Source organism: Pseudomonas sp. WS 5078 (assembly GCF_012985745.1).
Taxonomy (GTDB): domain Bacteria; phylum Pseudomonadota; class Gammaproteobacteria; order Pseudomonadales; family Pseudomonadaceae; genus Aquipseudomonas; species Aquipseudomonas lundensis_A.
Genome location: NZ_JAAQWX010000006.1, coordinates 32,916 through 46,197, shown reverse-complemented (window position 1 = coordinate 46,197; position 13,282 = coordinate 32,916). Strand labels below are relative to the sequence as shown.

The window sequence follows — 13,282 nt, the reverse complement described above, 5'->3', positions numbered from 1 at the left end:
CGGCTCTATAAAACGCGACCTTAATTAAACTGACTCGCTCGTTTTCGTAAGGGAGAGGCATACACGTACCCGGAAAACAACCTGCGCGCTGTTCTTACAACAGAAGCGCAAATAATTTCGCCGCTCATGCCTGTATAAGACAACCTGACGTCGATACCACCGCTTGGGTGTTCTATGCGCACGTCTTGCTGACGTGGCTTGCAAGCCTTACCCAGCAGTTGTGCTGCCACGCTACCTTGGCTAACACAAGCTGTGGCCAGACCAATCGAGCCGGTGATGGCCAATGCACGATGGCAGGCGTGAGGCATGAAATACCTGACTAGAAGCGCTCCACCTGCTTTGGCTGGCGCAATCAACACGGGTTTTGGAATCACCCGGTCACTCACATCGCCTAACCCCATTGCCGCGCCAGCACGCAGGCGTATGGTTTCTAAACGGTGCAGAAATGTCGTATCGGCATCGAGCTCTACAGGCGACTCATCACCTTGCTTGCCCATGTGTCGAGCCTCGACGATCACCATCGGCATGGCCATGTCGATGCAGGTCACGGGAATGCCGTCAAATACGTCTTGAACATTGCCTGTCGGGAAAAGTGCGCCTGTCTTGCTGCCTGCAGCATCAAGGAACGTCAGGTGAACAGCCGCCGCGCTACCTGGCACACCATCAATGGCGGTCTCCCCTTCATAAGTCACCTTGCCTTGAGGCGTCTGCACTTCAGCCATCACAAACGTATGGGTGTTCAGGTTACGGATACGCACCCGGGTTGTAGGACCGCTGGGTTTAACCAGGCCTTGCTCAATAGCAAACGGGCCAACTGCACAGAGCATATTGCCGCAGTTAGGCGTCGTATCCACGCGGCGCGTTGAGACCATCACTTGGACAAAAAGGTAATCGACATCTGCATCCGGGTGGAGTGAAGGGCTGACGATGGCAACCTTACTTGTCTGAGGACTACCCCCACCAATCCCATCTATCTCCAACTCGTGACCAGACCCCATCAACGAAAGCAGTAACTCATCCCGTTCCGTAATTGACTCGGGTAGATCATGAGAAAGAAAAAACGCCCCCTTCGAAGTACCGCCGCGCATTAGAACGCATGGAACACGCTGCATAATTAGTAACTCTTTTTAAATTAACTTAATGAATTATTTCCTTGCGAAGAGAGTGACAGGGAAGCAATAGTGATTCCAATGCAAAGAATTGAGTCATTATTGCGTTTCACAAAATAATAAATTCCAGCCACTTCCGGTGAAGCAGGCCTTTCTAGCGAGAGAACTTTATGGAATACGAACTCCAAGACATTCGCTCTTTCGTTAAAATTGCAGAGCTTGGCAGTTTTCACGAAGCGGCTGACGCACTTCATCTTTCTCAGCCAGCGTTAAGTCGTCGAATAAAAAAGCTTGAAGAGGGGTTGGGCACTGCCCTGCTTGATCGAACCACACGCAAAGTCAGCCTGACGAGCGTAGGCCGCGATTTTTTACCCAAAGCACGCAGACTGCTCGACGACTTTGATGACTCGATTCTTAATATTCGGGAGTTAGCGGAACGGCAAAGTGGTCGTGTCACCCTTGCCTGTATCCCCACGGCAGCCTTCTATTTTTTGCCTTCAGTGATCCGCCTCTACAACGAGCGTTATCCTAAAATCCATATTCGCCTGTTAGACCTGAGCGCCAACGACGGTCTGGAAGCAGTACTGCGTGGCGAAGCCGATTTTGGCATCAACATGATGAGTGGCCAGCACCCGGACATCGAGTTTGTGACCTTAGTGAATGAACCGTTTGTTTTGGCATGCAGACGCGACCATAAGCTGGCCAATTGCGCGTCTGTAAAGTGGTCGCAACTCAGTGAGTATCGGTTGATTGGCGTAGGTCGATTAAGCGGAAACCGCATGCTTTTAGACCACGCCTTGTCGAGTTCAAGCTGGCGGCCGACGTGGTTTTACGAAGTCCAGCACCTTTCAACTTCATTGGGTTTAGTAGAAGCAGGGCTTGGTGTATCGGTGATGCCCAGTCTTGCAATGCCTTCTGGCGATCATCCAACACTGGTCAGCGTCCCCTTAATTGATCCGGTGGTAAATCGCTCATTGGGACTGGTTTATCGCAGAGGTGCCTCTCTGTCTCCGGCGGCAGAAAAGTTCGTCTCGATCTTGCTTGAGCAGTGGCCTCAATAAGTCTCTGACCAAAGCGACGGGTATTACCGCAGACGTCGTGATGGAGGTGGGCGCTTACTTCAGCGCCAAGGAAATGCACAACCAGCGCTACCGCGAAGGTCAGGAGGATCAGCTCGGCGCCTTGGGCTTGGTGGTGAACATCATCGTGCTGTAGAACACCCTCTACATGACGGCCGCCGTAGAGCGGCTAAAGCAGCATGGTTACCCGGTGCTGGACGAGGATCTGGCTCGGCTGTCGCCGCTGATCTTCGAGCACATCAATATGTTAGGACGGTACTCCCGCGGTACCAGAAGAGGTCGCCAGAGGTGAGCTGCCGCCACTGCGTAATCCGGACGATGACCTGTGAGGATAACCAGGACGCTTCTTTGAAACATCCTCCTAGATGGGTATCGATTCGGTGTGAGTTTACTTTCGTAAAAACCAGCGTTTTCGCTCCCAATTAACTGGAATGGTACACACGTGGACAAATATCATTACAAGGGATAGCCAGCCCATTACAGAGTTATCTACATACCCCATAAACGGTAACGTGCTATCTCGCAAAAAAAAACCGTGAATAGAGGCGCATAGGACAGTATAAATCAGTGCACCCCAAAATTTTATCAGGGAGAAGCGGCTGCCTGAAAACGCGAAGCTTGCCCAAAACGCAGGCCAGTACAATAAGGCCGTAAGCAGCACGAAAGCCGAATAAAATATAAAGTTATTCATTAGAAGGGTGGCATGTGTCATACATATTTTTTACGTTCTGGATATCCATAAATCTATCGAAAGCGAAACCATGGACGGAAGCTTGCCGGTATGCCCTAATATAATCCGTATTCACGTATCTAAACAAACGCCAGGAATCGGGCTTTAATACCATTCTGCCTATGCCGTAGGCTGACGAACTTAAGTCAACCATTCCATAGGCCACATCGGCCTCACAATTACCTTTCCCCAGCATTCCAGAAGCGGCGCGATATACCGTTCTCAGTGGCCCTATGGTATCGGAACGATTCTCGAAAAGATTGCGCCCGCTTTCATAGATGTTATTAGGACCGTTGAGCATCATAGGCGCACCCGCGAAAAGGCAAAGTGTGCCCACGGAGGCGTAGCAAATCCCAGCGCCCGCAGCAAACTGAAGCGCTCCCGAGATCACGCCTGCTCCTCGTAAGGCAACGTCTCTTGCCTGGCTTAGCAGACTGTTTTGCTCATCCTTTAACTCTTTTAGTCCTTGCTCAGCGCTTTTATTACCCCGCGAGACATCATTAACAATGCCTCTGGCGTAATAAGAAACCTCTCTGTTGAATTGCAGGCGCAGCGTTCCATCTTTTATATGCCTAGCGCCTAATGTGCTGGCTTGACTACCCAACTTTGCGGCGGCTTGGCTAATCATCCAATAATCACAGCTACCAAGCATGCAACTTTCGCTTGTTGGTTTCATTCGTTATTTCCCCACGTGCTATATCCGCTGGTGCCTGCAGCGTGGTGGGTCCACGTGATATCTCGGTACCGAATAGAAATATGCTCTTGAGTTTCTGCGTCGCTTTGCAAAATAGCATGAGGCATGCTCAAGTGTCAGATCGGCAATAACCCCGCCATTGATCGATACTGAATAGAATTTTTCCTGCATGCCGAAAGAAGACACTCGATAAAAACTAATTGTACAGTTTATTTCTTCTCTAGTTGAGAGTGCTTGAGCGAGGAGCGGTGAAGCTTTATCAACGTTTTTGGTGATAATGATTGGACTATGTGTTGGCTTATTAATATTTCCGATGTTGACCATGTTGTGGGTGTAAGACAGCACCATGATTTCGTCGGTATGTCCGCTCTGACATTTGTTGCCAATAGAGTCTTGGGTTGAACAACCCGCCGAAATCAGTCCTTGAGCCTTGCCGGTGATGGTCATGTAACCGTGGTTAGCCATACGTGATACTCCTTTTTAGTCGCCAAATATCCTATTACAAGGGTTTCAGGTGTGCTGTAGGGCATCTCTGAAAAGCTAAACGAAGTATTTCGAACTTGGATCCGACGGCGGCTCCGTGAAAAATCTGGCCTGGTAAGTCTGTGGGCAGGTCGCGAAACTAGGGTATCCGAGCTTAAGTGCACTTTCTGTTCCGCTACTCCCCAAACCCCATCACCTGGCCGATCTAGCTGAACACGTCCATGGTGGTCATTTCAGCGATAGGGCTAAGTACCCAGTCGTACCCGCCCGCATCGGCGGCGAGATTCAGCACCTCAAAGGCGCTCTCGCCGCGCTCAGACATTTTCCGCTCGCGCTGCACGGACTCATCGAACCGGGTACCGATCAGCGACACGATATCGTCATCAGCACACTTGCGGCGAGGCGAGCCGCGACATTCCTGAGGATTGCCTTCTTCACTCGCTTCAGTGGATCTGCTTTGGTCATTTGCTGGCATTTGGCGTTGGAGCCAACGCTGGCGATGATGCGCTCACCGACCAGGCTAACTAGGCTCTGTGAATAGCCCCGGGTTTCGTAGACACCTCCATGCCTTAAACTGAGGCCAATCAGGAGGTGCCATGAGCAACCCACGTTATCCCGAAGAATTCAAAATCCAAGCGGTCAATCAAGTGACCGAAAAGAAGCTGCGTGTCGCTGATGTGGCAGCACACCTTGGTGTGTCGACGCATAGCCTCTATGCCTGGATAAAGCGCTACAGCAAACCTCAAGCAGAACGGCAGCAAGACGACGATCAGCACGCTGAACTGCGTCGTCTACGAGCCGAACTCAAGCGTGTCACCGAAGAGCGAGACATCTTAAAAAAGGCCGCCGCGTACTTTGCCAAGGAGTGCGGTTGAAGTACGCCTTTATCAAGCAGCGAGCGGGCGACTATTCGATTCGACGGCTCTGCCTGACGCTGAAAGTCCATCCCAGTGGTTATTACGCTTGGTTATCCGAACCGCAATCTGCACGCGCTAAAGACGATCAGCGATTATTGGGTTTGATCAGGCATTCGTGGCTGGAGAGCGGCGGCGTTTATGGCTATCGCAACGCCCATGACGATCTGCGCGAAGTCGGTGAGGATTGTGGTCGGCATCGTGTGGCGAGGCTGATGCGTCTTAAAGGTCTGCGCTCTCAGAAAGGGTATCGCCGCCGTCCTGGCAAATACGGCGGCAAGCCTGCGGTCGCCTCACCCAATTTTACTGAAGCGCCAGTTCGATGTCGTAGACCCCAACAAAGTTTGGGTCACCGACATCACTTACATTCGTACGTATGAAGGCTGGCTGCATTTGGCGGTGGTGCTGGATCTGTTTTCTCGTTGGGTCGTTGGCTGGTCAATGAAGTCGCAGATGCCAGTGTTTTGACCATTGATGCGCTATTAACCTTCATAAAACACGAAGCCCCCGGATAGCGGGGGCTTCGTGTCTAAACCTTACAAAATAGTCTTATGCAGGCTAGAACGGGATATCGTCATCAAAGCTGTCGAAATCCGGAGCAGGTTGCGGTGCCTGCTGTTGCGGCGCCGGACGCGACTCGCGCTGTGGCTGCTGCTGCGGTGCAGGGCGTTGAGCCTGCTGACGCGGTGCGGATTGCTGATAGTTGTTACCGCCACCCTGGTTTTGCTGGTCGCCTTGTGGACGGCCACCCAAGAGCTGCATGGTGCCTTGCATATCAACCACAATTTCAGTGGTGTAACGCTTAATACCGTCTTTTTCCCACTCACGGGTTTGCAGCTTGCCTTCGATGTACACCTGCGAACCCTTACGCAGGTATTCGCCAGCAATTTCGGCCACTTTGCCGAACATCGATACACGGTGCCATTCCGTCTTTTCAACTTTCTGGCCGGTTTGCTTGTCAGTCCACTGTTCGCTGGTTGCCAGACTCAGGTTGGTCACGGCATTACCGTTAGGCAAGTAGCGAACTTCGGGATCCTGGCCGCATGTGCCGACCAATATAACTTTGTTAACCCCACGGGCCATAACGTTCTCCTAGGCTTCGCACGTCGGCGCCGGGTTAACCAGCTGCTCGAGTGTCGCGCGATCCAATAGTTCGGTGTCCAATTTGATATAAATGGCAGCCTCTTCGGCTACCACCACTGCATCCGTTACGCCTGCAACGGCCTTTAAACGCTCGGTCAAACCTGCTTCGCGAAGCGCCTCAGGCGACAGCGGCAAGCGCAGGCTGGTTACATACGGCGGTTCGCGCATGGTAACAGCAAAGGCTAACCAGAGTGCAGCCAGACCTGCGCATCCCAGGAACACAACCGACAGACCGCCATGCTGAAACATACAGCCGCCAAGTATGCCGCCCAGTGCCGACCCCAGGAATTGGCTGGTGGAATACACCCCCATCGCCGTACCCTTGCCGCCCGCCGGAGACACCTTGCTAATCAGCGAAGGCAACGAAGCCTCCAGCAGATTGAACGCAGTGAAGAACACCACCGTGCCGATCACCAACGCACGCAAGCTGTCGCCGAACTGCCAAAAGAATAGCTCAGTGAGCATTAACGTCGCGACGGCACCGAGTAAAACTCGTTTCATTTTGCGTTTCTTTTCGCCGTAGATGATGAACGGAATCATGGCGAAGAACGAAATCAACAAAGCGGTCAGGTAAACCCACCAATGCTGCTCCTTGGGCAAGCCGGCTTTTTCAACCAACGCCAGCGGCAAGGCAATGAAGCTGGACATCAACATGGCGTGCAACACAAAAATCCCGAGGTCCAGACGCAGCAGGTCAGGGTGACGCAAAGTCGGCAGCAGCGCCTGCCTGGCCACCCCCGACTCACGGTGCTGCAACGTGCCGGTTGAGCGAGGCACCATGAACATAATGATCACAATCCCCACCAGTGCCATGGCCCCGGTAGCCAGAAAAAGGCCGGACAAGCCAAAAGCGCGGGTCAACAGCGGCCCTACCACCATGGCGACTGCGAAGGATAAACCGATGGTCATACCAATCATGGCCATGGCTTTGGTACGGTGCTGTTCACGGGTTAAGTCAGAAAGTAACGCCATGACCGCCGCCGAAATCGCGCCAGCCCCTTGCAAGATGCGTCCGGCTATCACGCCCCAGATCGAGTCCGAGCACGCCGCTAACACACTGCCCAGCGCGAAAACCACCAGCCCCAGGTAGATAACCGGGCGACGGCCGATACGGTCGGAAATGACCCCGAAAGGGATCTGAAACATGGCCTGGGTCAGGCCATAAGCGCCAATCGCCAAACCAATCAAGGCGGGCGTTGCACCTGCCAGGTCCATTCCATAGGTCGCCAATACCGGCAACACCATGAACATACCAAGCATGCGGAAGGCAAACACAAGGGCCAGACCGCTTGCTGCGCGGGTCTCGCTACCACTCATGCGTTCGCTGTGGGGATCGTGCATGGAAAAACCTCGTGTGAACCGGCGGCGATTCTACCAGTCCCATCGAGTAACAGCACACACACGAGCGATGCGCGACGCTTTGTCACGTAAAAGTTATGAAGGCCCTTAATGACATCGCGCCACTAAGGACCTGCACAGCTTTCACGCAGATCCGTATACTCATTCGTTTACGTTATGCCCGCCAAGCGAGGCCGCAGTGGACAAGATCCTGATACGTGGGGCACGAACCCACAACCTGAAGAACATCGACCTGACCCTGCCCCGGGACAAACTGATCGTCATCACCGGACTGTCTGGCTCCGGCAAATCATCCCTGGCATTTGACACTTTATATGCCGAAGGCCAGCGACGTTACGTCGAGTCGCTGTCGGCCTATGCGCGGCAGTTTCTTTCAATGATGGAAAAGCCTGACGTCGACACTATCGAAGGTCTTTCGCCTGCTATCTCCATCGAGCAGAAGTCGACGTCGCACAACCCGCGATCCACCGTCGGCACAATCACTGAAATCTACGACTACCTGCGTTTGCTGTATGCACGCGTGGGGATTCCGCGCTGCCCGGATCACGATATCCCACTGGAAGCACAGACCGTCAGCCAGATGGTCGACTTGGTGTTGGCGCAACCCGAAGGCAGCAAACTGATGCTGCTGGCCCCGGTAATCCGGGAGCGCAAGGGCGAGCATTTGTCCGTCTTTGAAGAACTGCGGGCTCAAGGCTTCGTTCGGGCACGCGTCGACGGAAAGCTGTGCGAACTCGACGAGTTGCCAAAGCTCGACAAGCAGAAAAAACACTCTATCGATGTGGTGGTTGACCGTTTCAAGGTGCGAGAGGACCTGCAACAGCGTCTGGCCGAATCGTTTGAAACTGCGCTAAAGCTGGCCGATGGCATCGCGCTGGTTGCACCGATGGACGATGAGCCCGGTGAAGAGCTGATTTTCTCGGCACGCTTTGCCTGCCCTATTTGTGGGCACGCCATTAGCGAGCTGGAACCCAAGCTGTTTTCCTTCAACAACCCCGCCGGTGCATGCCCAACCTGCGACGGTCTGGGTGTTAAGCAATTTTTCGACATCAAGCGACTGGTCAACGGTGATTTGACCCTGGCCGAAGGGGCCATTCGCGGCTGGGACAGGCGTAACGTCTATTACTTCCAGATGTTGGGAGCCCTGGCCAAGCATTACGATTTCAGTCTTGAAGTGCCATTCAGCGAATTGCCTGCCGACAAACAGAAAGTCATTCTGTATGGCAGCGGCACGCAGAACGTGGATTTCCGCTATTTGAATGACCGTGGCGATATCGTCAAGCGGGCGCATCCATTTGAAGGCATCGTGCCCAACCTGGAGCGTCGCTATCGCGAAACCGAGTCAGCGACCGTTCGTGAAGAGCTGGCCAAGTTTCTCAGCACTCAGGCCTGCCCGGACTGCCGCGGCACACGCCTGCGTCGCGAAGCGCGTCACGTGTGGGTCGGGGAGAAAAACCTGCCAGCGGTGACTAACATGCCGATCGGTGATGCCACTGAATATTTCAGCGCGCTGAGCTTGACCGGACGTCGTGGCGAGATTGCAGACAAAATTCTGAAAGAGATTCGCGAACGCCTGCAATTTTTGGTGAATGTGGGCCTCGATTATCTATCGCTGGATCGCAGCGCTGATACGCTGTCCGGCGGCGAAGCGCAGCGTATCCGGTTGGCCAGCCAGATCGGTGCTGGGCTGGTGGGTGTTCTTTATATCCTTGACGAACCCTCTATCGGCTTGCATCAGCGCGATAACGATCGCCTACTCGGCACGCTCAAGCACCTTCGAGACATCGGCAATACCGTGATTGTGGTCGAGCATGATGAAGATGCTATTCGTCTGGCGGACTATGTAGTGGACATCGGCCCGGGCGCGGGCGTGCATGGCGGACACATCGTTGCCGAAGGCACGCCGGCCGAGGTGATGGCACATCCTGACTCGCTGACCGGTAAATACTTGTCGGGACGGGTGAAGATTGAAGTTCCAGCCAGGCGCACTCCGCGTAATAAAAAGCTGACGCTGGCGCTCAAAGGAGCTCGTGGTAACAACTTGCGTAATGTTGACCTCGAAATCCCCATTGGCCTGCTGACCTGCGTGACCGGGGTTTCGGGTTCGGGCAAGTCCACGCTGATCAATAACACGCTCTACCCGCTCAGCGCGACAGCCTTGAACGGCGCGACCACACTAGAAGCGGCTGCTCACGACAGCATTAAAGGGCTTGAACATCTGGATAAGGTCGTCGATATCGACCAAAGCCCGATTGGGCGCACGCCGCGCTCGAACCCAGCAACCTACACCGGGCTGTTTACGCCGATTCGCGAGCTGTTCTCCGGCGTACCGGAATCACGCTCCCGGGGTTATGGCCCGGGGCGTTTCTCGTTCAACGTCAAGGGCGGGCGTTGCGAGGCATGTCAGGGCGATGGCCTGATCAAAGTAGAAATGCACTTTCTGCCAGACATCTACGTGCCTTGCGACGTGTGCAAGAGCAAGCGTTACAACCGCGAAACCCTTGAGATCAAGTACAAGGGCAAGAGTATCCATGAAGTGCTGGAGATGACCATTGAAGAAGCCCGAGAGTTCTTCGATGCCGTCCCTGCGCTGGCGCGTAAGCTGCAAACGTTAATGGACGTAGGTTTGTCGTATATCAAGCTGGGGCAATCTGCCACAACGTTGTCAGGCGGCGAGGCTCAGCGGGTCAAGTTGTCCCGCGAGCTGTCCAAGCGCGATACGGGTAAAACGCTGTACATCCTCGACGAACCCACAACAGGGCTTCACTTCGCCGATATCCAGCAATTGCTGGATGTACTGCATCGGTTACGCGATCACGGAAATACCGTGGTGGTCATTGAGCACAACCTGGATGTGATCAAGACTGCGGATTGGCTGGTAGACCTGGGCCCTGAAGGCGGTTCAAAGGGCGGCCAGATCATTGCAACCGGAACGCCTGAAGACGTGGCCAACATGAAACAATCACACACCGGGTTCTACCTGAAACCGCTGTTAATTCGCGACAAAGCTTAAATCGGCGTATGAAAAAGGCCCTGCCATCGTGAGATGTCAGGGCCTTTCAGTAAGCGTCATCGCAACATGAAGTTGCGACAGATCATGACGTTAATCAGAACTGCGATTGAAGGTAGTTCTGCAGGCCAATCGACTTTATCAGCCCCAGCTGTTTCTCCAGCCAGTAGGTGTGGTCTTCTTCGGTGTCCGCGAGTTGGATGCGAAGCATGTCGCGGCTGACGTAATCTTTGTGGAGCTCACAGAGTTCAATACCTTTGCACAGCGCGGCTCGAACTTTGTATTCAAGACGCAAATCCGCGGCAAACATCTCCGGGACGGTGGTGCCCACATCCAGATCATCCGGACGCATGCGTGGCGTGCCTTCGAGCATCAGAATCCGGCGCATCAACGCATCAGCGTGCTGTGCCTCTTCTTCCATCTCGTGATTGATGCGTTCGTAAAGCTTGGTGAAACCCCAGTCTTCGTACATACGGGAATGGACGAAATATTGATCACGTGCAGCCAGCTCGCCGGTGAGCAACGTGTTGAGATAATCGATTACTTCCGGGTGCCCTAGCATCGGCCCACATCTCCCTGCTTGAAAGGCTGTAGTTTGAACCAAGCTGACCTGGAGGTCACGGTTCAATCGCAATAAATGTGCTGTTTATCTGAGATAACGAGGCTAAAAAACGCAAAAACCGCCCAATTGAGGGCGGTTCTGCTTCTCACTTAGAGTTAGTTACGCTGTACACCCAACGCTTTTGCCACGCCTTCACCGTATGCCGGATCAGCGTTATAGAAGTGCGGCAATTGACGCTGCACCACTTCGTCGGACACCCCGGCCATCGCGCCGGCAATGTTGTTGATCAACAGTGCTTTCTGTTCAGGGCTCATCAAACGGAACAGAGCGCCCGCGTGGCTGTAGTAGTCAGTGTCCTCGCGGTGATCATAACGATCTGCTGCACCACTCAATGCTAATGGCGGCTCAGCATACTGTGGCGCCTGCTTGGGAGCGTCAGTGTAGCTGTTGGGCTCATAGTTAGGCGCAGCACCGCCGTTATTGCCATAGGCCATGGAGCCATCGCGCTGATAGGTGTGCACGGGGACACGTGGCGAATTGATCGGCAAATGCTGGTGGTTGGTGCCCACGCGATAACGATGGGCATCTGCGTAGGCGAACACGCGACCCTGAAGCATGCGGTCAGGCGACAAACCAACGCCTGGGATCATATTGCTGGGGCCAAACGCTGCTTGTTCAACTTCGGCAAAGTAATTGAGCGGGTTACGGTTGAGCTCCAACTCGCCAATCTCGATCAGCGGAAACTCTTTTTGCGACCAGGTTTTAGTGACATCAAACGGATTTTCGTAATGCGCTGCCGCCTGCGCTTCGGTCATGACCTGCATGCAAACACGCCACTTAGGGAAATCTCCCCGTTCAATCGCACCGAACAGATCGCGCTGAGCATAGTCAGGGTCTGTACCCGCCAAACGAGCCGCCTCTTCAGGCACCAGGTTTTTAATACCTTGTTTGGTTTTGTAATGCCACTTGACCCAATGACGCTCACCAGCCGCGTTGATCAGGCTGTACGTGTGACTGCCAAATCCATGCATATGGCGATAGCCATCCGGTATACCGCGGTCAGAAAACAAAATAGTGACTTGGTGCAATGACTCGGGCGAATGTGACCAAAAGTCCCACATCATTTGTGCGCTTTTCAGGTTGCTTTGCGGCAGACGCTTTTGGGTGTGGATAAAGTCCGGAAACTTGAGGGGATCACGGATAAAGAACACGGGCGTGTTATTACCCACGATGTCCCAATTGCCTTCTTCGGTATAGAACTTGATTGCAAAACCGCGAGGGTCACGCTCAGTGTCGGCAGAGCCGCGCTCACCGCCGACCGTGGAAAAGCGCATGAATGTCGGCGTTTGCTTGCCAACAGTATCGAACAGCTTCGCGCTACTGTACTGCGACATGTCACGCGTAACGGTGAATGTCCCGTGAGCCCCCGAGCCCTTGGCGTGTACGCGGCGCTCTGGAATGTTTTCACGGTTGAAGTGTGCGAGCTTCTCGATCAAATGGAAGTCATCAAGCAGCAAAGGCCCACGAGGACCGGCAGAACGAGAATTCTGGTTATCAGCAACTGGGGCGCCGCTGGCAGTGGTAAGCGTTTTGATCTGGTTCATGCGTTTACTTCCTCAGTCAGTCTTGTTACTGCCGTGTGATCGGCTGACGAGGAGTATTGACCATGTATTTAGCATGGGCAAATTCATTAAATTATGGAGATCAATAGAAAACCACAATACAACACGCACAAAAAACCGGGCACTAGGCCCGGTTCTTTGTAGAGACTGACGTCTTACTCAGCGGATACAGCTTCACCGCCAACTGGACGATCAACCAACTCGACGTACGCCATAGGCGCGTTGTCGCCAGCGCGGAAGCCGCACTTGAGGATGCGCAGGTAGCCACCCTCACGAGTTGCATAACGCTTGCCCAGATCGTTGAACAGCTTACCAACCATGGCTTTCGAGCGAGTACGGTCGAATGCCAGACGGCGGTTAGCAACAGAATCAATCTTGGCCAGAGTAATCAGCGGCTCAGCAACGCGACGCAATTCTTTGGCTTTCGGCAGAGTCGTTTTGATCAGCTCGTGCTCGAACAACGACACAGCCATGTTTTGAAACATAGCCTTACGGTGCGAGCTAGTGCGGCTCAGGTGACGACCACTTTTACGATGACGCATGGTTCATTCCTTACCAAACACAACGTTCGGTGATT

At 53.6% G+C, this 13,282-nt stretch carries 9 protein-coding genes and 3 pseudogenes; 4 read left to right on the top strand and 8 right to left on the bottom strand.

What is annotated here, in order from left to right:
* Positions 1–20: 20 nt before the first annotated feature.
* Entirely contained in the window at positions 21–1,112 is a 1,092-nt protein-coding gene (locus tag HBN68_RS10105; RefSeq protein ID WP_169963909.1) for a 4-oxalomesaconate tautomerase, read from the bottom strand.
* A gap of 167 nt (positions 1,113–1,279) precedes the next feature.
* On the opposite strand from HBN68_RS10105, the gene HBN68_RS10100 reads away from it, so the two are divergent.
* Both HBN68_RS10100 and HBN68_RS10095 read left to right on the top strand, forming a co-directional pair.
* Complete coding sequence (locus HBN68_RS10100; protein WP_070411080.1) at positions 1,280–2,170, top strand: LysR substrate-binding domain-containing protein; 891 nt, start codon at positions 1,280–1,282, stop codon at positions 2,168–2,170.
* Positions 2,171–2,252: 82 nt separating this feature from the next.
* Positions 2,253–2,517 (top strand): annotated as a pseudogene (locus HBN68_RS10095) (Tn3 family transposase); the annotation flags it as partial.
* A 354-nt stretch (positions 2,518–2,871) separates the two neighbouring features.
* Here the strand turns inward: HBN68_RS10095 and HBN68_RS10090 are convergent.
* Positions 2,872–3,594 carry a DUF4225 domain-containing protein gene (locus tag HBN68_RS10090; protein ID WP_262373501.1) on the bottom strand — a complete coding sequence of 241 codons (723 nt, stop codon included), beginning with the start codon at positions 3,592–3,594 and terminating at the stop codon, positions 2,872–2,874.
* Positions 3,591–4,077 (bottom strand): annotated as a pseudogene (locus HBN68_RS10085) (Hcp family type VI secretion system effector). Before HBN68_RS10085 ends, HBN68_RS10090 begins: the two are co-directional and overlap by 4 nt.
* A gap of 614 nt (positions 4,078–4,691) precedes the next feature.
* Between HBN68_RS10085 and HBN68_RS10080 the strand changes: the two are divergent.
* A pseudogene (locus HBN68_RS10080) lies at positions 4,692–5,494 on the top strand (IS3 family transposase); the annotation flags it as partial.
* Positions 5,495–5,567: 73 nt separating this feature from the next.
* On the opposite strand, the gene HBN68_RS10075 reads toward HBN68_RS10080, so the two are convergent.
* Positions 5,568–6,092, bottom strand: a complete 525-nt coding sequence (locus HBN68_RS10075; RefSeq protein WP_047283157.1) for a single-stranded DNA-binding protein — start codon at positions 6,090–6,092, stop codon at positions 5,568–5,570.
* Between the two features lie 9 nt (positions 6,093–6,101).
* Positions 6,102–7,493, bottom strand: coding sequence for an MFS transporter (locus tag HBN68_RS10070; protein WP_169963906.1), 1,392 nt, complete (start codon positions 7,491–7,493; stop codon positions 6,102–6,104).
* A 196-nt stretch (positions 7,494–7,689) separates the two neighbouring features.
* On the opposite strand from HBN68_RS10070, the gene uvrA reads away from it, so the two are divergent.
* Positions 7,690–10,524: an excinuclease ABC subunit UvrA gene (gene uvrA, locus HBN68_RS10065; RefSeq protein ID WP_169963904.1), complete on the top strand. Its 2,835-nt coding sequence runs from the start codon at positions 7,690–7,692 to the stop codon at positions 10,522–10,524.
* Between the two features lie 94 nt (positions 10,525–10,618).
* Here the strand turns inward: uvrA and bfr are convergent, their stop codons facing one another.
* The 3 genes from bfr to rplQ all read right to left on the bottom strand — a co-directional run bounded on the left by bfr (position 10,619) and on the right by rplQ (position 13,247).
* Positions 10,619–11,083 (bottom strand): bacterioferritin, encoded by a 465-nt coding sequence (gene bfr / locus HBN68_RS10060; protein WP_047277866.1) that lies wholly within the window; start codon positions 11,081–11,083, stop codon positions 10,619–10,621.
* 155 nt (positions 11,084–11,238) lie between these two features.
* Positions 11,239–12,687, bottom strand: a complete 1,449-nt coding sequence (locus tag HBN68_RS10055; protein ID WP_169963902.1) for a catalase — start codon at positions 12,685–12,687, stop codon at positions 11,239–11,241.
* 173 nt (positions 12,688–12,860) lie between these two features.
* Positions 12,861–13,247, bottom strand: coding sequence for a 50S ribosomal protein L17 (gene rplQ, locus HBN68_RS10050; protein WP_016779185.1), 387 nt, complete (start codon positions 13,245–13,247; stop codon positions 12,861–12,863).
* Positions 13,248–13,282: the final 35 nt, after the last annotated feature.